Below are 22,495 nucleotides of genomic sequence, written 5' to 3'. Positions count from 1 at the left end.
CGCCGGAAGCGCGCAAGTGGGAGGCGAGATGGCGTACGGCGGACGCAACGGCAGCGAGGGGCCTGACCGGCGCCTGTCCGGTCGTACGCCTCGATGATCTCCGTGGGCCGCGCCGCCGGTCGGCTCCTTCCGCCGGTCCTGGTGCCGCCGGTCGTCGGCGAGGCGTCCCGGAACGTCGGTGCCGTCGCGGCCCGGCTGGCGCGGGTGGCCGGGCTGAGCCGGCGCCGGGTCTGGTCCCGCCCCGGCCGGCACCACATCGAGGTGATCGGGGTCTGCCAGGACGGCGGTGACGTCCTCGCGCGTCAGGTCGAGGCGGCGCTGGAGCGGATGCCCGGCGTCGAGTGGGCCCGGGTCAACGCCCCGTCCGGGCGGGTGGTCGTCGCCGTCGGTACGCCGGAGCCCGCCCTGCGGGACCTCATCGCGACGGTCGCCCGCACCGAACGCACCTGCCCCCACGAGCCGGACCCGGAGATCCCGCCGCCGCACCCGCCCGAGGAGGGGCCGCGCACACCCCGCACCCTCGGCGCGCTGGCCTCCGACGCCCTGGGCCTGACCCTCGCCGCCGCCACCCGGATCCTGCCGTTCACGCCGGTGCCCGGGGAGGTCGCCGGGCTGCTCGTGGCGGTCGACCTGCACCCCAAGCTGCACGCGCTGGCGGACCAGGGGCTACGCGCCGACCCCCGCGCCGATCTGCTGTTCCCGCTGGCCGAGGCGGTGGCGCTGGGCCTGACGGGCGGCTGGGCCGGGCTCGTGCTCGACGGCGCGCAACGGGTGGTGCAGTGGGGCGAGGCGCGGGCCCAGCTCCGCGCGTGGGCGCAGGCCGAACATCGGCTGACCGGGCATCCGGAACGGGCCGCCGCCGCCGTACCGAAGATCGAGCGCCCCCTGCCGAAGCCCGACGGCCCCGTCGAGAAGTACATCAGCCGGATGCTCGACGCGGGCGCCGCCGCAGTCGCCACGATGCCGGTCGTCGGCCCGAAGCGGGCCGCCGCGCTGGGTCTCTCCACGCTGCCCAAGGCTCCTGGCAGCGGACGCGAGGGGTACGCCGCGCAGCTCGGCCGGATCCTCGCCCGGCGTGGCGTGATCGCGATGGACCGCAGCGTGCTGCGCGAACTGGACCGGATCGACACCCTGGTGCTGGACGCCGCCGTGCTCGGCTCCGACCGGGGCGTGCTGGCCGATCTGGCGCCGCTGGCCGGGGCGGACACCGGGCAGGTGGCCGCGCGCGCGTTCGCCCTCTTCGACCCCGCCGCGCCCCGCCAGCCGCGGGACGCCGACGGCTGGCGGCTCGGGCCGCTGGAGGCGCTGGACGTCGAGAACCCCGGAGACACCACCGACAGTCGGCGGCTGCGCGACGCGGGCGGACTCCTGCTCGGCCTCGCCGACGGCGGCACCCTCGCCGCCGTGCTGCGGGTCGAACCGGAACCGGCGCCGGGCGTTGACGCCCTGTCGGCCGCCGCCCGCCAGGCCGGCCTGCGGCTGATCGTGGCCGGCGACGACGAGCGGCGGTACGGCTTCGCCGACGCCCACCTGCCGGGCCACGACCGGCTGGCCGAGTCGGTGCGGAACCTGCAACGCGCCGGGGCCATGGTGATGGTGGTCTCCGCCGACCGCGCCGCACTGGGCGTCGCCGACTGCGGCCTGGGGCTCAGCGGCCCCGAGGAGCTGCCGCCCTGGGGCGCGCACCTGCTGCTCGGCGCCGACCTGCGGGTGGCGGCACTGGTGGTCGAGGCGGCGGGGGTGGCCCGTCGGATGGCCCGGCAGAACATCGGCCTGGCCATGGCCGGCACCGGCCTCGGCGCGCTGGGTGCGCTCACGGCCCCCCGTGCGCGGCTGCCCGGACGCGCCGTCGTGCCCGTGAACGGGGCGGCAGCGCTGGCCTTCGCGCACGGCGTCCTACGGGCGCACCGGCTGCCCGACCGGACGGACGGCCCGACCCCGGCCGTCACCGCGTGGCACCTGATGCCGTCCGCGACCGTGCTCGACCAGCTCGGCAGCGGCCCGGACGGACTCACCACCGCCGAGGCCGAGCGCCGCCGGGACGACCACGGCGTACGCCCCGACGGGCCGACGGGGCTGCTGCGCGCCTTCGTCGACGAGCTGGCCAACCCGCTCACTCCCGTACTGGCCGCCGGGGCGGTGCTCTCGGCAGCCTTCGGCTCGCCCGTCGACGCCGCCCTGGTCGGCGGCGTGGTCGGCGGGTCCGCGCTGCTCGGGGCCGTGCACCAGCACCGCACCGAGCGGTCGCTGGCCGAGCTGCTGTCCCGCTCGTCGGTCACCGCCCGCGTACGCCGGGACGGCGCGGAACGGACGGTGGCGGCCGAGGAGCTGGTGCCCGGGGACGTCGTCCTGCTCGAATCGGGGGACGCCGTACCGGCCGACTGCCGGGTGCTGGAGTCGGCCGGGCTGGAGATGGACGAGTCGTCCCTCACCGGCGAGTCGCTGCCGGTCGGCAAGACCGAACAGCCGGTGGTCGCCGCCGCCGTCGCCGACCGCCGGTCGATGCTCTACGAGGGCACCAGCGTCGCCGCCGGTCACGGAACGGCGGTGGTGGTCGCGACGGGCGCGGAAACCGAGGCGGGACGGAGCCTGGCGATGGCCCGGCAGGCTCCGCCGTCGAGCGGCGTGGAGGCGCGGCTGGGCCGGTTGACCCGGGCGGCGATCCCGCTGGCCGCCGGCTCGGCGGTGGCGGTGGCCGGCGCGGGCCTGCTGCGGGGCGTACCCCTGGCCCAGACCGCCGCGACCGCCGCGAACCTGGCCGTCGCGTCCGTGCCGGAAGGGCTGCCCTTCCTGGTCAGCGCCGCGCAGCTGGCCGCCGCACGGCGGCTGGCGGAGCACGGCGCGCTGGTCCGCAACCCGCGCACCATCGAGGCGCTCGGCCGGGTCGATGTGCTCTGCTTCGACAAGACCGGCACCCTCACCGAGGGGCAGCTCCTGCTCGCCGGGGTCGGCGACGACGGCCGGTACGCGCCGGTCGACCGGCTCGACGACGCCCTGCGGGACACCCTCGCGGCGGCGCTGCGCGCCACCCCGGGCGCCGACGACCCCCACGACCTGGCCCAGCAGACCGACCGCGCGGTCCGCTCCGGCGCCCAGGCGGCGGGCGTGACCGAGCGGACCGGCGCCGAGGGGTGGGAGCCGGTCGACGCGCTGCCGTTCGAGCCGTCCCGTGGCTACCACGCCACCGTCGGCCGCTCCGGCGACCGGCTGCTGCTCAGCGTGAAGGGGGCCCCGGAGTCGGTGCTGCCCCGCTGCTCGGGCCGGCGTACGCCGGAGGGACGTGACGAGCCGCTCGACGACGACGGGCGCGCGGGGCTGCACGCCATGCTGGCCGACCGGGCGGGGGCGGGGCACCGGATCCTCGCCGTGGCCGAGTGCCGGATCCACTCGCCGAGCGTCACCGACGAGCAGGTGCACGAGCTGACCTTCGTCGGCTTCCTGGCCCTCGCCGACGGGGTACGCGAGAGCGCCGCCCCCGCCGTACGCCGCATCCGTCAGGCCGGCGTGCACACCATCATGATCACCGGTGACCATCCGGCGACCGCCGAGGCGATCGCGTCCACCATCAGCGACCACGAGCACCAGCGGGTCGTCACCGCGACGGAACTCGACCGGCTCGACGACGAGGCTCTCGGCGCGCGGCTCGCCGCCACGGACGTGGTGGCCCGGTGCACCCCCGCGCACAAGGTCCGGATCATCCAGGCGTTGCAGAGGTGCGGGCGTACGGTGGCGATGACCGGCGACGGCGCCAACGACGCCGCGGCGATCCGGCTGGCCGACGTGGGCATCGCCCTCGGTCAGCGGGGCACCCCGGCGGCCCGCGCGGCGGCCGACCTGGTGGTCACCGACGACCGGCTGGAGACGATCATCGCCACCCTGGTCGAGGGCCGGGCGATGTGGTCCTCGGTACGCCACGCGCTCAGCATCCTCGTCGGCGGGAACCTCGGCGAGATCGCGTTCAGCGTGCTGACCGCCGCCGCCACCGGCCGCTCGGCGCTCACCGGCCGGCAACTGCTCCTGGTCAACCTGCTCACCGACCTGGCACCGGCGTTGGCGATCGCGGTCCGGCCACCCGACGCGGACCACGCCGACGGCCTGCTCCAGGAGGGCCCCGACACCTCGCTGGGCGAAACGATGACCCGGGAGATCGGGCTGCGCGCCGCCGCCACGACGCTCGGCGCCACGGCCGGTTGGACGCTGGCCCGCTACACCGGGCGACGCCGGCGGGCGGGCACCGTCGCGCTGGTCTCGCTCGTCGGCACCCAGCTCGGGCAGACGGTGCTGGCCGGCGGCACCAGTCCCGCCGTGCTCGCCTCCACCGCCGCGTCGGCGGGGGTGCTGGTGGCCGTCGTGCAGACGCCGGGGCTCAGTCAGTTCTTCGGTTGCACGCCGCTCGGGCCGGTCGGCTGGACGATCGCGACGGGCTCCGCGCTCGGCGCCACCTTCGCCAACGGCGCGCTCACCCGCCTGGTCGCACACCTGCCCCGGTCGGAGCCCGATCGGCCCGACGCCACCGAGCCCTCCCCGGCCGACGACGACGGGAACGCCGCCGATCGCTCCCCGGCCGACGACGGGGACACGGCCGATCGACATGGGGACGCCGATCACGGGTAGGGCTAGCGGTGGAGGTTGAGCATGTCGACGACGCAGCCCGAGGTCACGTTCATCGGCACCGCCACGACGGTGCTGCGGATCGGCCGGTTCACCCTGCTGACCGACCCGAACTTCCTGCACCGAGGGCAGCGCGCGTACCTGGGCAAGGGGCTCTGGTCGCGGCGGCGTACCGACCCCGCGCTGCGGATCGCCCAACTGCCGTCGCTCGACGCGGTGGTCCTGTCCCACCTGCACGGCGACCACTTCGACCGGGTCGCCCGCCGGGAACTCGACCGGGAACTGCCGATCGTCACCACGCCCGCCGCCGAGCGCAAGCTGCGCCGCTGGGGCTTCCGGGCCGCCGAGGGCCTGCCCACCTGGCGTTCCCGTGAGCTGCGCCGGGACGCCGAGACGCTGCGGCTGACCTCGATGCCGGGCAGGCACGGGCCGGGCCCGCTGGACCTGCTGCTGCCCGACGTCATGGGCACGATGATCGACCTGGAACGCGACGGATCCCGCGCGTTCCGCCTCTACGTCACCGGGGACACGCTGAACCGGCCGATGCTGGCCGACGTCCCCCGGCGGTACCCGGACATCGACGCCATGCTGATCCACCTCGGCGGCACCCGGATCGCCGGCATCCTGCTCACCATGGACGCGCGGCAGGGCGCCGACCTGGTCGAGCTGGTCCGGCCGAAGCTCACCGTGCCGATCCACTACGACGACTACCCGGTGTTCCGCTCGCCGCTGGGCCACTTCGTGGCGCAGGCCCGCCAGCGCGGCTTCGCCGGGAGCGTCCGCACCATCGCCCGGGGCGAGACCGTCCCGCTCACCCCGCCTGACTGAACCCGCGTACGCAGCCGCGCGGGCTCGCGGCGCCCCGCGCCGGCATCACCCCGCGGGCTGCCAGGTCGCCGCGGCGCGACGCAGCCGGTCGTTGATCGCGCGGCCGACACCCGTCTCGGGAACCGGCTCGACCACGATCTCACCGACCCCGGTGGCGTCCAGCTCGTGCAGCGCCTCGAAGAGTCGTGCGGCGGCCTCGGTCAGGTCACCGGCGGCGGAGAGCACCTCGACCGCCGCCCAGTCGCCCGCCGGCGGCTCCCGGAAGGCCAGGAAGCCGCGCCGGACCCCGTCGGCCGCCGGCGGCTCCCCGCCCGTCGCCAGCCGCAGCGGCGTACGCGGGGCGTAGTGCGCCGCCAGCGTGCCGGGCGCGACGGGCTGCCCGGAACTGCCCGGGCGTACGGTCAGCGGGCCGGCGGCCTCCTCCAGCGCCTCCAGCGGCAACGCGCCGAGGCGCAGCACGACCGGCCGGCCGGCCCGGGCGTCCACGATCGTCGACTCGATGCCGCACCGCGTCGGCCCACCGTCGAGCACCACGTCCACGGCGGCGCCCAGTCCGCGTACCACGTGCTCGGCCCGGGTCGGGCTGAGCTGGCCGAACCGGTTCGCGCTCGGCGCCGCCACGGGCACCCCGGCCGCGGCGATCAGCGCCCGCGCGTACGCGTTGTCCGGCACCCGGACCGCCATCGTCGCCAGCCCGGAGGTGACGATCGGCGGGATGGCCGCCGGCCGGTCCACGATCAGCGTCAGCGGTCCCGGCCAGAACCGCCCGGCGAGCGCCGCCACCGTCGGCGGCACCGCCCCGACCAGCTTCTCCAGCTCGGCCGCGTCGGCGAGGTGCGTGATCAGCGGATCGAAACTGGGCCGTGCCTTCGCCTCGAAGATCCGGGCGGCGGCGCGCGCGTCCAGCGCGTTCGCCCCGAGCCCGTAGACGGTCTCGGTGGGAAAGGCCACCAACCCGCCCGTACGCAGGACGGAGGCGGCCTCGGCGATGCCGCTGTCGGCCGGGAGTACGCGCGGGGATCCGGTGGTCACACCTGCGACGCTAACCTGCCGGGGCGGGCGGCCCGTGGGCGGCCGTGCGGGTGTGCCCCTCAGGTGTCGCGCCGCCGTGCCTAGGATCGAAGCATGTCCCTCACCGGGCGCGACGTCGAGCGGTTCGAGGCCACCAGGCCCCGCCTGGAGGCCATCGCCTACCGTCTCCTCGGCTCCGCAGCCGAGGCCGAGGACGCCGTGCAGGAGACGTTCCTGCGCTGGCAGGCCGCCGACGTCGTACGCATCGAGGTCCCCGAGGCCTGGCTCACGAAGGTTCTCACCAACCTGTGCCTCAACCAGCTCACCTCGGCGCGGGCGCGCCGCGAGACCTACGTGGGCCAGTGGCTTCCCGAGCCGCTGCTCGGCGGGGACCCGATCCTCGGCCCGGCCGAAGCCGCCGAGCAGCGCGAATCGGTCTCGTACGCGGTCCTCACCCTCCTGGAGCGGCTGTCGCCGCACGAGCGGGCGGTGTACGTGCTGCGGGAGGCCTTCGGCTACCCGCACCGCGAGATCGCCGGGATCCTCGACATCACCGAGGCCGCGAGCCAACAGATCCTCCACCGCGCCAAGAGGCACGTCGCCGACGGTAAGCCCCGGGTGGAAGTCGACGAGGCCGCCGCCCGGCGGATCGCGGAGGAGTTCCTGGCCGCCGCCACCAGCGGCCGGATGGAGTCGCTCGTACGGCTGCTCACCGAGGACGCCGTCGCGGTCGGCGACGGCGGCGGCAAGGTTCCGGCCCGCGCCAAGGCGTTCGAGGGCGCGGTCGCGGTCGCGAAGTTCCTGTGGGGCCTGTTCAAGCCCGGCAAGGCGAAGCGCGACCTGGTCGGCGGCACGCCCGAGATCTACGCCTGGACGGCCAACGGCGACCCCGCCGTGGTGGCCGTCGTCGACGGCCGGGTCATCGGGATCATGTGCCTGGAGGTCACCGCCGACGGCATCGCCGCGCTCCGCGCCCAGGGCAACCCGGACAAGCTCGTACGGGCCACCGCCCAGTGGGCCGCCACCGACCACGGCGAACCACTCTTCCACGCCTTCTGACCGCCATGTGACCTGCTTCACGTGCGGTTCCTGTCAGGAAACGGCGGGCCACCCGGTTCAGGTGGCAACCCGCGCGAGACAGGAGCATGCACATGCAGCACACGCAGCACCGCATCGTCGTCCTCGGAGCCGGATACACCGGAGCCATCGCCGCCGGCCGCCTCGCCCGGCGGCTCCACCGGGAGGACGTGGCCATCACCGTCGTCGACACGGAGTCCGACTTCGTCGAGCGCGTCCGCATGCACCAACTGGCGGCCGGTCAGGAGCTCAGGCCCCGGCCGCTGCGGAAGATGTTCGCCGGCACCGGCGTCGGGTTGAGGGTCGCGAAGGTCACCGGCGTCGACGTCGAGCGCAGGACCGTCGCCGTCGTCGACGCGAACGGCACCGAGGACCTCGTGTACGACACGCTCGTCTACGCCCTCGGCAGCGGCTGGGACCCGCAGGGCGTCCCGGGGACCGCCGAACACGCCCACGAGATCTCCAGCCGTCCCGGAGCGCTCCGGCTACGCGAGCGCCTGGCCCGCCTCGACGCCGGGCAGAGCGTGGTCGTCGTCGGCGGCGGACTCACCGGCCTGGAGGCGGTCACGGAGCTCGCCGAGTCGCGCCCTGACCTCGACGTCGCCATCGTCACCCGCGGCAGCCTCGGCGACTGGCTCTCCCCGAAGGGCCGCAAGCACCTCCGGAAGGTCGTCGACAAGCTCGGCGTCACCGCGTACGAGCACACCACCGTCACCGGCGTCGAAGCCGACCGCGTCGTCACCGCCGACGGCGGGGCCGTCCCGGCGGCCGTCACCGTGTGGACCACCGGCTTCGCGGTCCACCCGATCGCGAAGGCGACCGACCTGGAGGTCGCCGGCTCCGGCCAGATCGTCGTCGACGAGACCATGCGGTCGGTCTCACACCCCGACGTGTACGCCGTCGGCGACGCGGCCATGGCCAAGGGCCCCGGGGGCAAGCCGCTGCGGATGTCGTGCGCCTCGGGAGTTCCGGCCGCCTGGCAGGCCGCCGACGCGATCGCCGCGCGCCTGACCGGGAGGAGCCTGCCGACCCGGCAGATCCGCTACTTCAACCAGTGCGTCTCGCTCGGCCGCCGGGAGGGCCTCATCCAGTACGTCACCGCCGACGACCGCGCCGTACGGGCGGCCCTGACCGGGCGCCTCGCGGCCAGCTACAAGGAGGCGGTCACCAAGGGTGCCGCCTGGGGCGTCGCCAACCCGACGTTCGGCCTGCCCGTCCGACGCCACCGCGTCACGCGGAAGCCCACGACGGCGGGCTCGACCATCGACGCGCCGGCGTAGCGCATCGCCCGCCAGCAGCGCCCTGGCCGGTCCCGGGTCCGCCCCGACGGACCACGGCCCGTCTCAATCGCCCTCCGGTGCGCGAGGATGGCGGCATGCTTCGTACCCCTCGGGCTCTCCTGCTGGACTTCGGCGGCGTCCTGGCCGACGCGCCAACTCAACCACCGGCCACCCCCGGGCTGGTGCGGCGGCTGGCCGAACTCGTCGACGGCGAGGTCCCGGACGAGCAGATCGTCCGGGACCTCGGCGAGGGCGCCCGCGCGTACGCCCTGTGGCGCGACGACGTGGGCCGCACAAGCGAGCCCGTCGAGCTGACACACGCCCGGATGTGGGCCGACTTCGTAACCCGTTCCTGGCCGCGCGGGGCCCGCGACGCCGTCGAGCGGGAGGCGACCCCGCTGGCGTACGCCTGGACCTGGCGGGAGGGGTGGGCGGTGCGGCCCGGCATCCCCGAGGCGTTGCGCCACGCTGCCGACGCCGGCCTGCCGATGGCGGTCGTCAGCAACACGCTCTGCGGCGCCGCCCACCGGGACTTCCTCGCCGCCGCGGGGCTCTCCGGGCTGTTCCGGGCCGAGTTCTACAGCGACGAGGCCGGGCCCCGGAAGCCGAACCCGGAACTGGCGCTGCTGGCGGCCGGCGCCATCGCGGTGCCGATCGGCGACTGCTGGTTCGTCGGCGACAGCGTGCACCGCGACATCGTCTGCGCCCGCCGCGCCGGCGCCGGGGCGGCGATCCTGATGCGGTCGCCCCGCACCGACCGCGAGGCGGCGCTGCTGGATGTCGAGCCGGACGCGCGGATCGAGGACGGCCACGGGCTGCTGGAGCTGCTGTCGAGCAGCGGGGTGGGCCAGACCCGGTAGACGCCCGGGCTGAACCGCCCCAGTGGTCCACGGTCCTGCCCCGGCCGCACGCCTGCTGCGGGATCACCGGCCCGGCCCCCGACCGCGTGACGGCGGGTGGCCGGGCCGGATCCTTGCTGTCTACTGCTCCCGCAGGTCCGTCACGTCGGCTCGACGGGCAGCCACAGCTCGCAGGTGGCGGTGCTGAAGTCGTCCGCGCGATCGAGGATCGCCACGATCGAGGGCCCCGGCCGCAGCCGCCACGGATTGGAGGGGAACCACTCGGTCGCGGTGGCGGCCCAGGTGTCCTGCAATGCCTTCGGATGAGGTCCGGAGGTGCGGAAGATCGCCCACATGCCGGCCGGCACCTCGATGGCGTCGAGGTCGTCCGGGGCCTGCGTGTCCCGGGACACGGCGACCCCGTGCAGATAGGTCAGTTCGCTGCCCTCGGTGGCGTCGGGGTCGAGGTCGTCGGAGACCTGCAGCAGCCCGGCCGGGTCGATGTCGCTGAGGGACTTCAGCCGGAGATGCTCCTGCGGCGGGAGCGCGGCGATGTGCTGCTGGATGTGCGGGTTGATGCCCCGGTGGATGAGCGGGACCCGGGCTGCGTGTCCGACGAGCCGGAACGCGGGGCGCTCTACGATGCGGGTGTCCATGGGGATGCTCCCTTCGACGGTCAGGCGGAACCTGAGCTGCGGTTGTGTGCGAAGGGGACCTCCGTCGCGGCGAACGTCACCGGGGTTGGCGCCGTGCACCGCCCGGAACGCGCGACCGAACGCCTCGGTTGAGCCGTACCCGTGCCGGACGGCGATGCTCAGCAGATCGTCCTCGCCCCGTACGACGTCGGCAGCGGCGACGGTCATCCGGCGCCGGCGCACGTACTCCGACAACGGCATGCCGGCCAACGACGAGAACATCCGGCGCAGGTGGTATTCGGTCGTGCCGAGCGCCCTGGCCAATCCGTTGACGTCGAGCTCCTCGGTGAGGTGCTCTTCGACCAGGTCGACAAGCCGGTTGAGTGCCACGATCACGAGGGCCTCCCTTCGACGTCAAGCCTGGCCGAGGAGCCCCCGACCGCACCCGACCGTAGAGATCCGATCCGATCATGCGCGGCGCGGCGCGGCGCTGAACACACGCGCGTGCCGCCGACCGGGTGCCTGTGCCAGGATTCTGCTGTGGCAGTGATCGAGGTCGTCATGGGTGACATCACGCGCGACAACGTGGACGCCATCGTCACCGCCGCGAACGAGTCCCTGCTGGGCGGCGGCGGTGTCGATGGAGCGATCCACCGCGCTGCCGGGCCTCGCCTGGCCCAGGCCGGGGGTGCGATCGGTCCCTGCGAGCCGGGCGACGCCATGCCGACCCCGGCGTTCGACCTCGACCCACCCGTACGGCACGTCATCCACACCGTCGGGCCCGTCTGGGAAGGCGGCGGCCACGGTGAGGCCGAAGTCCTGGCCTCCTGCTACCGCAGGAGCCTCCAGGTCGCCGACGAACTCGGCGCCCGGACCGTCGCCTTCCCCGCGATCGCGACCGGCGTCTACGGCTTCCCTCCCGACCAGGCCGCCCGGATCGCCGTCGCGACGATCAGGTCCACGCCGACGGACGTTCAACGGGTACGACTCGTCGCATTCGACGAGGACACCCGGAAGCACCTGCAAGCCGCGATGGCAGCCGCGGGCTGACCCGTCCGGGCCTGCCGCCGACCGCGCCTACCGGATCGCAGCCGCCGGCCACGGGTACGGAGCGCGGTCGTGCCAAGCAGTGGACGCCGACAGGTGCGCCATCGATGATGGCTGTGTGGACGTCGTCACTTTCGGCTCCGAAGATCCCCGGTGGCGGCCACCGCGGTGGTTGATCGTGGTCGGGTTGTCGGCCGCTGTCGTCGCTGCTGCGACCGTCGTTCTCTCCGGTGATCACGGGGTGCGGCGGGAGACACGGGTAAGTCCGAGTCCGAGTCCGGGCCCGGTGGTGCCGGCGGTGACCGCGACCTCTGCGGTTCCGCCGTGCGCGCTGGTCGGTGCGGACCAGAATCCTGCGGCGGTGGACCCGGTGGCCGGGTTGCTGATCGCCCCAGTCTCGGCCGGACCCGGTGCGGCTGTGGAGCAATGTGACCGTACGGCGGGGAATGGCCCGTGGACCGTGGTGGTGCGTCGGTCGGACGGCTCTCTCGGCAGGAACGGAGCGGTGGTGACGTTCCCGGTCGACGCGCCGGAAGCCGGCCGTGCTGTCGGTGTGGGCGCGGTGATCGGCAGGGCGGAAGACCGGATGGTCACGTGGTCGATCGCCGGGACGTACGCGCGGATCCGGGGTGACCTGAGCGAGGCCGAGCTGATCGCGATCGCGGCCCGCACCACGATCGTGGCCGGCCGCCCGGTCGTACGCCCGGCCGGCTACGTGGTGGTGTCCACGGGTCCCTACCGGCCGCCGGCCATCCATCAGATCCGCTACGGCAGCGCCAGCCTGGGAGAACAGGAAGCGCTCGGCAGCGGCCTGACCTTCACAGCGGTGACCAGCGGCGGCGGATTCGAAGACCAGCTCTACGCCGAGCGAACCGAAGACGCCGGGCCGGTCCACGGGAGACAGGCCGTCGTATCGGTCGGGCTCGGCGGCAACGGCACCCTCGCCTGGGAGCCGGCACCGGGAATCGTGGCCTACGTCGGCTACAGCGGCCGGCAGTTAACCGAAGAAGCGGTGGCAGCCCTGCGCCGGTTGGCTGAACGAACCCGCGCTCTGACAAGTAGCGAGTGGCAGGCCATCAACCCACAGGTCGTCGACCAGATCAACGAACCCGGCTGACCAGGCACTTCAACACCGAACTACATCTGTCGTTCGGTTCTGGTGCCACAACAAAGGAAAGTGCTGGTGGAGCCCAGGGGACTCGAACCCCTAACCCCTCGGGCAGACTAGAGATCATCCGCAATCGGGCAGATCTGGCCCCTGAGCAGGGCTGGAACCCTCAGCGCTTCTCGACGCTTTACACGCGTTTTCGGTCTCGGTTGTGCCGGATCTGTGCCCGATGATCATGGGAGAATCGTAGTTAATCGATGCACCTCATGATCACTAGAGTGCCTGACGTGAAGCGGGAAGCCCTCGCGAAACATTGGCCCTGGGCTCTCCTGCCCCTCGCCGTCATCGCGTGCCCAGGTGCGTTAGCCGTTCCTGCGGCTTGGGCGGTGAGGGTCCGCAGGTTTAGCCGAACAGGGTGAGCAGGCTCCCGATGCCGCGGTGACTGCCTACCCGCTGCGGCTGCGCAGCGGGGACGATGTCGGGCTGCGTCGAGTGCTTGCCTTCAATCGCCGCGATGATCTCATTGGCCAGTGGCGCACACATCGGGCAGACATGTCGAGTTCGGGAAGCCTTCCGAGCAAGCTAGAAGCAGGTCCGCTACAGGTCAGCCACGTCCGAGGCGGCGTAGCCCTGGTCGTCACCGAGGTTCATGCGATCTGGTGGCACAACCAGGGCTTACTCACGGGAGCAGACATGCATGGCGCTTCGAGATTTGAGGAGGCCGTGGTGGGTGGAGGGCCTGGACGGTTCAGGCTCCAGCCTGGTGTTGTAGTTACATCCGGTTAGACCGATGCTGACCGGCGACCAAGGCCAAGGCGACAGGGGCGCGCTGCCACACGTCTTCTCGAGCCACGGCGGCCGCAGACGGGGCCGGGTGTACCCGCCCTCGACTGAGACATAAGCTTGACCAGCAGTCAGAAAACTGGATCTTGCCCAACGTGAGGATATCAGAAAGAGCGCATTTACCGACCCCACGCATCAGTCGTTTTTTTTTCGCATTTGTAACAACATATCGGGGTTGACCTATCTGTACTTGATGTCTAATGTCGTTTCCACGGGCATTGAGGCATCAAATACCGAAGCGGCAAATCCTCGCCAAAGGCACGGAGGGAGAGAGTCGTGAACGTAAAGCCATGGCATATTGTGTTAGTGGTAGGCATTATCGCTTTGGGTTTCCTCATTGCTCGGGTTGTCAAGGCATTCAAGGCAGGGCGGAATGGGCGCAATTAGCCTAGACTACCCCTGACCCCGAGAATCAGGGAGCAACGTGTTCCGGAAAACCATCATGGCGGCCACGCTGGTATTGGCAGGGTCGCTCAGTGGCACCTTCCTCAGTAGCGCTCCGGCGTCGGCCGACGCACAGGCGTCGAAGGCTGACATCGAGTACGTTCGCACTGCCCTCACCAAGTACGACGTACCCGAGAAGACCCAGAAGGTGCTACTTAAGGCCTTCGTTAAGGGCGAGAGGTGGGACTCAGAGAGTGGCGCAGCGCCTGTCGCCACCGAGGTAGATCAGATTGATGGGGCCGAGCGGACCATTTACCGCTACGAGGACGGCTCCGTCAACGTCAGCACGATCGAGATCCCTTCCGAGACCACGGGCGAAGCCTCGCCTATGGGGATTTCCGGCTGCCAGAGCTACCCTGTGACCGGTGCGAAGGCTTGGCGCAACTGCCGGGTTGCCTGGGACGCTGCAACTTGGAGCGTTAACTTCACTGCGGACTACAGGTACTAATGTGACAAGCCAAGTGGACATCACCCGGAAACGGGCAGATCTGGCCCCTGAGCAGGGCGGAACCCCTCAGCGCCTCTCGACGTTTTACACCCGTTTTCGATCTCAGTTGTGCCGGATCTGTGCCCGATGATCTTGCATTTGCATTGATCTCGGTAAACTTGATCAAGCCAACTCAAGATCACTAGAGTGCCTGACGTGAAGCGGGAAGCCCTCTCCAGGCGGTGGCCCTGGGTTGTCCTGTCCTTCGTCGTCATGGCGGGCACAGGTGCGCTGGCCGTTCCTGCGGCGTGGGCGGTGAAAGCCCAGGTTGAGGCGGAACAGGGAGAGCGCGCCCCCGATGCGGCGGTGGCTGTCTACCTGCTGCGGCTGAGTAGCGGGGATGACGGCGGGCTGCGTCGGGTGCTTGCCGGCGATCGCCGTGACGAGCTGGTGCGTCAGTGGCGCGCTTACCGGGCGCAGATGTCGGGGTCCGCCATGCCGCCCAGCAAGCTGGAATCGGGTCCGTTGCAGGTCGACCACGTCCGCGACGGCGTCGCCCTGGTGGTCACCGAGGTCTACGCGGTTTGGTGGCTCGACCAGGTGTCACAGACAGGCAGTCGGCATTCCTGGCGCTTCGAGGTCCGAGAAGATCGGGGCGGTTGGCGGGTCTGGTCGGTCAAGGCTCCGGCTTGGTGTGGCGCCTACATCCGGCCCGACCGGTGCTGACGGCTGACGTCGGCGGCCTGCGCTCTGCTCACCGCGGCTTGACGAACGTGCCCTTCCCGGGCACGACGTAGACCAGGTCCTCAGCGACCAACACCCGAACCGTGTGCAGGATGGTGCCGCGCGCCAGGCCGTACTCCTGTTGGAGCCGGGCCACGCTAGGAATCGGCCGGTTGGGCGGCAGGTCTCCGCGCTCGATCCGCTCGCGCAGGATCGTCGCCAACTGCTGGTAGACCGGAACCGGCCCTTCGGGGTCGATCACGGCTCGACAGTAGGTGTGCAGGAACGGCACTGGTCAGGCTTGGTAGACCATGGACCACCATAGACCGGCTGGGCTATGGTGCGACTACCCGCTGTGCTGGTCGTGGAGGATCCGAACTCGCCTCGGTGCGGCGGCATCCCTGCCCGGCTGGGGTTCCTCCGACTCGGCCGGGCAGGGCAACCTTCGAGCAGGGAGGGCCTTGATGCCTGCCGAACAGCAGGGCCGCACGTGGACCAGGCCGCAGCGCCCGCCTGAGCCCGGTGATGAGCTGTGGATCGACCGGGAAGCGTCGGTGCAGTTCGCACGACAGCCGCGATTCCTGTTCCGGGTGATCTCGGTGTGCCCGAAGCCGACCTATCCGGGCTGGGTGTGGCTGACGGGCTACCAGCTCGATGAGCGGGGCAACGCTGTCGACAAGCGGGAGATCTTCGTCAGGCTTGCCGGCCTGCGCTCTGCCCGTGGATCTGATGGGCGCCTGGGGTCGGAGTCGGCTTTCGTGTCACGGTCCGGCACCCGGCGGACACCGCCACAGCGGCGCTCTTGACCTAAACCGGGACCGGCAGCGGAGTCGGCTCCTGGCCGATCACCTTGACCCCGGCGGCTACCCACCCCCCTCCAGGCGATGGTTTTGACCTGACCCCGACTCGGTCGTAGCTGGCACGGGGGGTCATGTGCTCGGCACCGCGGACGCCGCCCCCATGCTTGGGGCTTGCCGGTCCTGCCCTGCGGGTCATTCTCGGCGCTCAGTCCCCGGCGGCGGCCCGTTCTGACGCCGGGGTACACCGAGGGTTAGCCCGGTCGACCGGGGGCTGCACTGCGGCTGCCAAGGGCTCCCCCTGATAGGCCGTGCGCCGGGGCGTGACCGGCCGCCAGGCCGCACGCGCGCCCCGGCGCGAACACGGCGGCGGGCCGCAGGCCCGCCCTTGACCAAGTAAAGAAAGTCTGAACACACCACGCTTCGGCTACACGGTTCGCGATAGCGCTGCTTCCGTCGGGGCTCGCAATGTCGGGTGCCTGACTGGAGTTTACGCAGGTCAACCGGTAGCATCGTGCATATACACGGACGATCGGAGTTGCGGTGGCAGGCTTCGCAGAGCCCGAACAGGTCGCCGCGCGTCATGAGCTTGGCGCGAAGCTGCGACAGCTTCGGGAACAGGCTGGGCTGTCCGGGCAGGGCTTGGCGGATCTGCTGGGCTGGTCCCAGTCGAAGGTAAGCCGGATCGAGCAGGCGAGGACCCTGCCGTCGCTTGATGATGTCCGTACGGCGTTGGCCGGACTCAGGGCGTCCGAGTCGACGAGTGCTCGACTGCTGGAGTTGGCAACGGTTGCGACCTCCGGCAGTTGGCGAAACTCCACCGGGGTCGGACTGACCCGCAGGCAACAGGACTTCGTGGCACTGGAAGCTTCGGCCGCCGAGATCTACCACTACAACCCGGTAATTCTGCCCGGCTACATGCAGACGGAGGAATACGCCCGGAGCGTCATCAGGATGGCTGGGGCCGCCAACGAGGAACGAGCGGTCGAACACCGGATGGCCCGTAGGTCGACGATGCTCCGGGGGGACGGTCCCCAGTACCGGGTGACGCTGCCTGAAGCCGTGCTTCGTTGGCGTCCCGTTCCAGTCGATCAGATGGCCGAGCAACTACGGAAGCTGGCCGAGTATGCCGCCCTGCCGAATGTTGAGCTGCGCATTATCAGCCTCGACCGAAAGCAGTCGTCGTTCATGCAGCATCCGCTGATGGTCTTCCGCTACACCTCGCCCGACACTCTCAAGGCGTTGGTCGAGACGACCACCCAGGATCACCACATCACCGAGACCGGCCCAACCGCGCAGCTCCTACGTAACTTTGAGCAACTGACTTCCTCCGCACTGTCACTTGATGATTCACTAGCCCTGCTTCGCAAGGTCATCGATACCTTCGCGGACGCCTCGTAACCCCTCATCAAGGAGATGGCATGGCAGAGAACCCAACCCATGTGCACTGGCGAAAGAGCAACCACAGCGGCGACGGCAACTGCGTCGAGGTTGCCGAACTGGCCGGCACCGAGATCGGCGTACGAGACAGCAAGGACAGTGCCGGGCCGGTGCTGACCTTCTTCCCCGCCGCCTGGGGAAGCTTCCTCGACGGCCTCAAGACCGGAAGCTTCGAGTCCTAGTAGACACCGCGTGAAGGGCCTGGAGGGCGAGCGGATGACGGAAACGATGGCAGAGCCGAAGCACGATCAGCCGAAACCCTCGCGGGGCTTCGGCGCGCTGTGGGGCTCTGCTGCCGTGTCCAGCGTTGGCGACGGGGCATACATCGCCGCCGCTCCCCTCCTGGCCGCCTTCCTTACCCGTGACCCGCTCGGCGTCGCCGCCGTCAGCGCTGCTGCCGCTGCTCCCTGGTTCCTGGTGAGCTTCTGGTCGGGTGCCATCGTCGACCGGTTCTCTCGCCGCCTGGTCATGGTGGTCTCTGAACTCGTGAGGGCGTTGGGCCTCGGACTCCTCGTCGTCCTGGTCCTGCTCGACATGGCGACCATTCCCCTGCTTGCGATCACATCGTTTCTGGTGGTTACCGGGCAGTGCTTCTCGGATCCGGCAGCACAGGCCATGCTTCCCCACGTGGTTGGGCGCGATCAGGAACGTCTGACCCAAGCAAACGGCCGGATCTTCGCTGGCGAAACCGTAGGAAAGTCTCTGGTCGGGCCACCGATCGGCGGACTGACGTTCTCGATCGCCCCCTGGGTGCCGTTCGCGCTTGACTCAGCGTCCTTTGTGGCATCCGCTGCCCTGGTTGCCAAGGTCCCGCCCGCTCCCCCACCACCACGCGACACCGGCCAGAGCATCGGGGCCGCGATCAGAGAGGGCTTCTCCTATCTCCTCCGTGACCGCCTGCTTCTCGTGCTGTCGTTGTGCCTGGCCGTCTACAACCTGACGTACAACGTTGCCGCAGCCACCCTGGTTCTGTTCGCTACTGAAGCGCTCGGTGTAAACGACCTGGGCTTCGGGCTGCTTCTCGCCGTCAGCGCGGCTGGGGCCGTCGTTGCCGGCTGGGTCTCGGCTCCGCTCGTCCGTGTACTCACGATGCGCGGCGCGGTCGTACTCGCCTGCATCTGCCAGGGGGCAGCCTGGCTCGGAATCGCCGCAACCTCTTCGCCGTGGTTCGCAGCCCTGGGCTTCGTAGCGCTCGGCGCGACGTCGACCCTCGTCACCGTTGCCGTGGTCTCGGCCCGACAGCAGCTCGTTCCTGACCATCTACTTGGACGGGTCGTCTCGGCCTTCCGGCTCATCGGCAACGGCGTTGCACCGATCGGCTCCCTGATCGGCGGCCTGGTGGCTGCGGGAGCTGGCCTACGCGCCCCGATGATCGCCGCCGCCGCTGTCACCGTCGGGGCGGTAGCAGCCCTATCGGTGCCCCTTTTCCGACGTTTGTAACCTCCCGCGCCATCTGAGTTCTCCAGGGGTCGATGGGTTGCATCGTGCATAGTCACGGACTAGCATCGTGCATATGCAAGATGTGCCGCATCTCGCTAAGAGCAGATGGGCCACGCGGCAAAGCGCACTATCTGGCGTAAACGACACAAACACGACGGCAAGGAGAACGAGGCAGCATGCGAAACATTCCGGTGAACCTGGCTGGCTTCAAGCTGCGGGTGGTGGAGGAGCCGTCGATCAAGATGGATCAGGAGGGGCGGGTGCTGACGGCGTACGGCTCCGACGATCCGCTGTACACGGTGGCGGTGTTCGCCAAGCCCCTTGCCACTGATGACGGCTACCGGGGCAAGGGTGAGGAACTGAAGATCACTCTCTCGATCAACCCGGAGGGGATCGAGGAAGGCGACCTAGTGGAGCTGATCGGGGCCACGGTGTCGCACTGGGAGCGGGACGGGCGTAGCGGCCTGACGTGGAAGGCGCAGGCCCTCAAGGCGGCCTGAGGTTTCGGCCCCGCCCCTTCTGGTGGGTGACCCGTTCGAGTCGGGTCGGGGCACTTTGTCAAGGTAATGCGGTCTGCGTGCTGGGCTTCATCCTTGACTGATCGTTCTTTGAGAATTCCACAGTGACTACAGCCTTGTCTAAAACAGGCCCAATGCCGCTATTCGAATATTGATGTTTCGGAAGGGAGGTTGCCGTGTCGGACTTTGAGTTAATTCTTATCGGCCTACTGTTGCTATCGGTTTCTCTGAACGTTGGTCTTATTCGCCGTGAGATGCGTCGGTGGCGGCGGGTCTGGCGCATTTCCGGCCGATGGTAGTCGCCGGTCGGTGGCTTCTATCCGTCCCTTGGGGTGTGCGCTCCGGGGGCGGGTGGTGCCCACCGATGGTGGTGCCTAGACCGGAAGGAGCGGTGTATGGATTTGGTGCCGGAGCTTGTGAAGTCGTGGACTGGTAGGTCTCGGTATGAGGCGCTGATGGGCAACGTGCAGGGGCTGTCGATACTGTTGGACGGCGCTAAGAGCCTGATCAGTGCGTGTGAGCCGCCGCCGGGGACGTTGTACCAGTTCGCGGCCCGGGTGGAAGACCTGGAGGACGCGCAGAAGCAGGCGGTAGAAGCGCTGCGGGCGTTCCACACGCGGGTGAAGACGTTCGAGGCGGACTTGGTTGCCAAGCCGTGGAAGGTGGGCTGATCGATGGCCTCGTACCGGGTTAGTGACACCTATGACGCTATCGATCAGGCCATGCGGCTGATGCGGTCGTCAATGAAGGGAATGCCGGAGCGGCATCGGTACATGCGGCACTACGACGATCTTCGTCGGTCGGTCGCGGTGCTGCTGATTCTGCTCGAAGAGGCCGCGCCGTGGATGGACGAGACGGAGAAGGCGAAGCAGTCCACGAACCTCGCGAAGAAGATGCTCGCGGCGGTGCGCTGACAGCAAACAGTTTCATCGGAAAGGCCCGGGTTGGTAATCCGATCCGGGCCTTTCTTTTACCCAGAAACAGATTCGACTAGTTGCGTAAAAGCTGATGAAGGTAGGTGCGGGAGATGGGTAAGCGTACTCAGGGGTTGGAATGGAAGGTCGCGGGGTGGGCGCTGCGGCACCCGGGCTTTGTGGCTGCTCCGGCGGCGGTGGCTGCTGGTGTGGCGCAGCTCGGTCCGGTGACTGCGGGTGGTGTCGCGGCGGGTGTGCTGGCGGCGGGTGTGGGCTGGTACCGGGGTCACCCGGACTCCTGGTCGACGCTGGCGGCCCCGAGGTTGCGGGCGGTGCGTCGGCGGTGGCTGTCGCGGGCGTATCTCGGGCCGTGGTGGGGTCGGGTGACGGAGGCGTGCAACCTGGTGACGGTGCACCGGGTCACCGGGGCGGTCAACGTTCCCCGCATCATGCGCATCCGGTCGCACTCGCCGTCGACGGAGACGGTGTACGTGCGGCTGCTCCTGGGCCAGACCCCCAAGCAGTGGGAAGAGGCAGCCGACGCCCTGGCGGTCGCTCTGAACGCGGAGCGGGTCGGTATCGAGCGGGTTCGCGCGCAGGTGATCGCGCTGATCGTGCAGCGGTCCGAGCCGTTTACTCAGGTCATCGTTCCGCCGGACCTGCCTGGCGACGCTGACGCGGTGAGCCTGGCGAATGTGTACCTGGGCGAGACCGAGCACGGTACCGACTGGATCGCTCCGCTGATCGGCCAGCACTGGCTGGTCAACGGTGGTACGGGGTCGGGCAAGAACTCGGTGACGTGGATGGCGATGCGGGCGTGCGCGCCGCTGATCCGTGACGGCCTGGTGCGGGTGCACGTGGTCAATCCCAAGGGCACGGAACTCAACGCCCTGCGGCCGGTGTCGCACCGCTACGCCGAGACTGACGGCGACATCGTGGAGGTCGTCCAGGAGTACTGGGCCACCATGCAGGCCCGCAAAAAGGTGTTGGCGGAGCAGGGCCGGCGGACGTTCGAGCTGTCCCGGGAAACCCCGCTGGATCTGCTGGTGATCGATGAGCTGGGGGCGGTGACCGGCTACGGCGACCGGTCGCTGACCAAGGGCGTGCAGGCGGTGTTGCCGCTGATCCTGTCGCAGGCTCGCGCCCTGGGCGGCAGCGTCATCGGCGCGCTTCAAGAGCCCACCAAGGACGTGATTCCTCAGCGGGACCTGTTCTCCCTGCGGGTGTGCCTGCGGACCACGTCGGCCGGACACGTCGACATGGTGCTCGGGGACGACATGCGACGCCGGGGCGCGCTGGCCGACGAGATCCCGAACCACCCGAGCACGGCCGGTATCGGGTTCGTGGTCAAGCAACGGTCGCGGACCCCTCTGCGGGTGCGGGCGGCGTACTGCGATGACTCCGACATCCGCGAGCTGGTGCGGGTCGCTGGCTGGCCCCACACTGAACTCGCTGCGGCGGGTCGGTGATCGTGGTGGACAACCCCGATACCGACAAGCCCGCGAAGCAGCCCCGCCCGGTTCGCAAGCTGAGCAAGCGTCTCGACGTTGCCCGGCAGCTTCACGAGCTGGAGCAGGATTCCGCGCTGGACATCGTCGAGATCGAGCGGCTGAGGGTGAGCGTGACCCGGTCCTTGTGGCTGTTCCTGGCCATCGGGTCGGTGTTCACCACCACCGGCGTTCAGGACTTCCTCGCCGGTCACCTCACCCCGACCGATCCGGTGTGGTGGGGCTGCTGGGGAGTCGAGCCCTGCCTTGTCGGCATCCTCATCACGGTCTTGCGCTGGGAAGCCGCGATGATCGCCCGAGAGATCGACATCGACTCCAAGGCGGTCGACTGGCTGAAACGGTTCCTGCTCGGCTCCACGCTCGTCATGAACGTCGTGCCCGCGCTGTGGCCCCGGGAAGGCGGCGTCAGCGCCGGAATGCTGGCCGCGCACCTCATGGTGCCGATCCTGGTGTTCTTCCTGGCCGAGGTCATGCCGATCGTGCAGGCACGCTGCACCCAAGCACGACGGGCCATCAACCTCACGACCACCCCGACCCCCGCCCCGGCCCCTGCTTCCGTCCCGGCTCCGGCTCCGGCTCCGGCTCCGGTGACCGTGCCGGCCGCCGTCGCGGAACCCGCCACCCCGGCACCGGTCCCGGCTGCGGCGCCCGCTCCGGTGCAGGTTCCAGCCTCGATCCCGGTCCCCCGGGTGGAGCCGACCAGTGACGCCGTTGCGGAGCCTCCGGCCCTGGACGGCTTGGGCATCCCGGCCGTGATGCAAGCCCAGATCCGGCGACTCGTCGCGGACCTGGACCGCCCGGTAACCGCCGTCGACATCCAACAGGCCACCCGGCTACCGGCGTCAATCGCCTCGAAGGTCGCTGACCGGTTCACCCCGGCCACGGCCAACGGCTACACGCACTAACCCCCTGCACCCTCTCGGGCCTGCCGCGCTCCATCGCTGCGAGCGCGGCGGGCCCCCACGGCCCCTGTCTTTCCCTCCCGAGGAGGCACCCCGTGTCCCG

Annotated in this window: 20 protein-coding genes, 1 tRNA gene and 1 pseudogene; 18 read left to right on the top strand and 4 right to left on the bottom strand. The window is 70.4% G+C overall.

Translation table 11 applies throughout. The features are described from left to right. Positions 1 to 93 precede the first annotated feature (93 nt). Both ACGFIR_RS01245 and ACGFIR_RS01240 read left to right on the top strand, forming a co-directional pair. A complete protein-coding gene (locus ACGFIR_RS01245) occupies positions 94 to 4,614 on the top strand; it encodes an HAD-IC family P-type ATPase (protein ID WP_393142570.1) in 4,521 nt (1,506 codons plus the stop codon). Between the two features lie 21 nt (positions 4,615 to 4,635). Continuing rightward, positions 4,636 to 5,439, top strand: a complete 804-nt coding sequence (locus ACGFIR_RS01240; RefSeq protein ID WP_393005128.1) for an MBL fold metallo-hydrolase — start codon at positions 4,636 to 4,638, stop codon at positions 5,437 to 5,439. A gap of 45 nt (positions 5,440 to 5,484) precedes the next feature. Here the strand turns inward: ACGFIR_RS01240 and ACGFIR_RS01235 are convergent, their stop codons facing one another. Continuing rightward, the gene (locus tag ACGFIR_RS01235; RefSeq protein WP_393005130.1) at positions 5,485 to 6,471 is read right to left on the bottom strand and encodes an L-threonylcarbamoyladenylate synthase; all 987 of its coding nucleotides are present in this window, start codon (positions 6,469 to 6,471) and stop codon (positions 5,485 to 5,487) included. 93 nt (positions 6,472 to 6,564) lie between these two features. Between ACGFIR_RS01235 and ACGFIR_RS01230 the strand changes: the two genes are divergently transcribed. The 3 genes from ACGFIR_RS01230 to ACGFIR_RS01220 all read left to right on the top strand — a co-directional run bounded on the left by ACGFIR_RS01230 (position 6,565) and on the right by ACGFIR_RS01220 (position 9,667). After that, positions 6,565 to 7,509 carry an RNA polymerase sigma-70 factor gene (locus ACGFIR_RS01230; protein ID WP_393005132.1) on the top strand — a complete coding sequence of 315 codons (945 nt, stop codon included), beginning with the start codon at positions 6,565 to 6,567 and terminating at the stop codon, positions 7,507 to 7,509. A gap of 92 nt (positions 7,510 to 7,601) precedes the next feature. Then, positions 7,602 to 8,807 carry an NAD(P)/FAD-dependent oxidoreductase gene (locus tag ACGFIR_RS01225; RefSeq protein WP_393142568.1) on the top strand — a complete coding sequence of 402 codons (1,206 nt, stop codon included), beginning with the start codon at positions 7,602 to 7,604 and terminating at the stop codon, positions 8,805 to 8,807. 95 nt (positions 8,808 to 8,902) lie between these two features. Continuing rightward, a complete protein-coding gene (locus ACGFIR_RS01220) occupies positions 8,903 to 9,667 on the top strand; it encodes an HAD family hydrolase (RefSeq protein WP_393142566.1) in 765 nt (254 codons plus the stop codon). 140 nt (positions 9,668 to 9,807) lie between these two features. On the opposite strand, the gene ACGFIR_RS01215 is transcribed toward ACGFIR_RS01220, so the two are convergent. Continuing rightward, positions 9,808 to 10,677, bottom strand: coding sequence for a GyrI-like domain-containing protein (locus ACGFIR_RS01215; protein ID WP_393142564.1), 870 nt, complete (start codon positions 10,675 to 10,677; stop codon positions 9,808 to 9,810). Between the two features lie 144 nt (positions 10,678 to 10,821). Here ACGFIR_RS01215 and ACGFIR_RS01210 point away from each other — a divergent pair, with 144 nt between their 5' ends. Continuing rightward, positions 10,822 to 11,331 carry an O-acetyl-ADP-ribose deacetylase gene (locus ACGFIR_RS01210; RefSeq protein WP_393005591.1) on the top strand — a complete coding sequence of 170 codons (510 nt, stop codon included), beginning with the start codon at positions 10,822 to 10,824 and terminating at the stop codon, positions 11,329 to 11,331. A gap of 505 nt (positions 11,332 to 11,836) precedes the next feature. After that, complete coding sequence (locus ACGFIR_RS01205; protein ID WP_393142562.1) at positions 11,837 to 12,445, top strand: hypothetical protein; 609 nt, start codon at positions 11,837 to 11,839, stop codon at positions 12,443 to 12,445. Positions 12,446 to 12,509: 64 nt separating this feature from the next. On the opposite strand, the gene ACGFIR_RS01200 is transcribed toward ACGFIR_RS01205, so the two are convergent. Then, positions 12,510 to 12,587, bottom strand: a tRNA-OTHER gene (locus ACGFIR_RS01200). 1,116 nt (positions 12,588 to 13,703) lie between these two features. On the opposite strand from ACGFIR_RS01200, the gene ACGFIR_RS01195 reads away from it, so the two are divergent. Both ACGFIR_RS01195 and ACGFIR_RS01190 read left to right on the top strand, forming a co-directional pair. Further along, a complete protein-coding gene (locus ACGFIR_RS01195; protein WP_393142560.1) occupies positions 13,704 to 14,171 on the top strand; it encodes a hypothetical protein in 468 nt (155 codons plus the stop codon). A gap of 195 nt (positions 14,172 to 14,366) precedes the next feature. Beyond that, entirely contained in the window at positions 14,367 to 14,876 is a 510-nt protein-coding gene (locus ACGFIR_RS01190; protein WP_393142558.1) for a hypothetical protein, read from the top strand. A gap of 28 nt (positions 14,877 to 14,904) precedes the next feature. Here the strand turns inward: ACGFIR_RS01190 and ACGFIR_RS01185 are convergent, their stop codons facing one another. Next, entirely contained in the window at positions 14,905 to 15,135 is a 231-nt protein-coding gene (locus ACGFIR_RS01185) for a GntR family transcriptional regulator (protein WP_393142556.1), read from the bottom strand. Between the two features lie 202 nt (positions 15,136 to 15,337). On the opposite strand from ACGFIR_RS01185, the pseudogene ACGFIR_RS01180 reads away from it, so the two are divergent. The 9 genes and pseudogenes from ACGFIR_RS01180 to ACGFIR_RS01140 all read left to right on the top strand — a co-directional run. After that, positions 15,338 to 15,619 (top strand): annotated as a pseudogene (locus ACGFIR_RS01180) (hypothetical protein); the annotation flags it as partial. 594 nt (positions 15,620 to 16,213) lie between these two features. Beyond that, the gene (locus ACGFIR_RS01175) at positions 16,214 to 17,071 is read left to right on the top strand and encodes a helix-turn-helix domain-containing protein (RefSeq protein ID WP_393142554.1); all 858 of its coding nucleotides are present in this window, start codon (positions 16,214 to 16,216) and stop codon (positions 17,069 to 17,071) included. A gap of 20 nt (positions 17,072 to 17,091) precedes the next feature. Then, the gene (locus tag ACGFIR_RS01170) at positions 17,092 to 17,292 is read left to right on the top strand and encodes a DUF397 domain-containing protein (RefSeq protein WP_393142552.1); all 201 of its coding nucleotides are present in this window, start codon (positions 17,092 to 17,094) and stop codon (positions 17,290 to 17,292) included. A 10-nt stretch (positions 17,293 to 17,302) separates the two neighbouring features. Then, entirely contained in the window at positions 17,303 to 18,550 is a 1,248-nt protein-coding gene (locus ACGFIR_RS01165; protein ID WP_393142550.1) for an MFS transporter, read from the top strand. 176 nt (positions 18,551 to 18,726) lie between these two features. Further along, complete coding sequence (locus tag ACGFIR_RS01160) at positions 18,727 to 19,050, top strand: hypothetical protein (RefSeq protein ID WP_358167587.1); 324 nt, start codon at positions 18,727 to 18,729, stop codon at positions 19,048 to 19,050. A 413-nt stretch (positions 19,051 to 19,463) separates the two neighbouring features. Next, a complete protein-coding gene (locus ACGFIR_RS01155) occupies positions 19,464 to 19,739 on the top strand; it encodes a hypothetical protein (RefSeq protein WP_393142548.1) in 276 nt (91 codons plus the stop codon). 3 nt (positions 19,740 to 19,742) lie between these two features. Further along, entirely contained in the window at positions 19,743 to 19,982 is a 240-nt protein-coding gene (locus tag ACGFIR_RS01150) for a hypothetical protein (RefSeq protein WP_393142546.1), read from the top strand. Positions 19,983 to 20,365: 383 nt separating this feature from the next. Then, entirely contained in the window at positions 20,366 to 21,451 is a 1,086-nt protein-coding gene (locus ACGFIR_RS01145) for an FtsK/SpoIIIE domain-containing protein (protein ID WP_393143696.1), read from the top strand. Beyond that, positions 21,448 to 22,395: a hypothetical protein gene (locus ACGFIR_RS01140; RefSeq protein WP_393142544.1), complete on the top strand. Its 948-nt coding sequence runs from the start codon at positions 21,448 to 21,450 to the stop codon at positions 22,393 to 22,395. Before ACGFIR_RS01145 ends, ACGFIR_RS01140 begins: the two co-directional genes overlap by 4 nt. The last annotated feature ends 100 nt before the right edge of the window (positions 22,396 to 22,495 follow it).

The sequence above is a fragment of the Micromonospora sp. NPDC049051 genome, assembly GCF_043197575.1.
Classification (GTDB): Bacteria; Actinomycetota; Actinomycetes; order Mycobacteriales; family Micromonosporaceae; genus Micromonospora.
The sequence above is the reverse complement of the archived record's forward strand: the minus strand, read 5'-3'. Positions and strand labels throughout refer to the sequence as shown.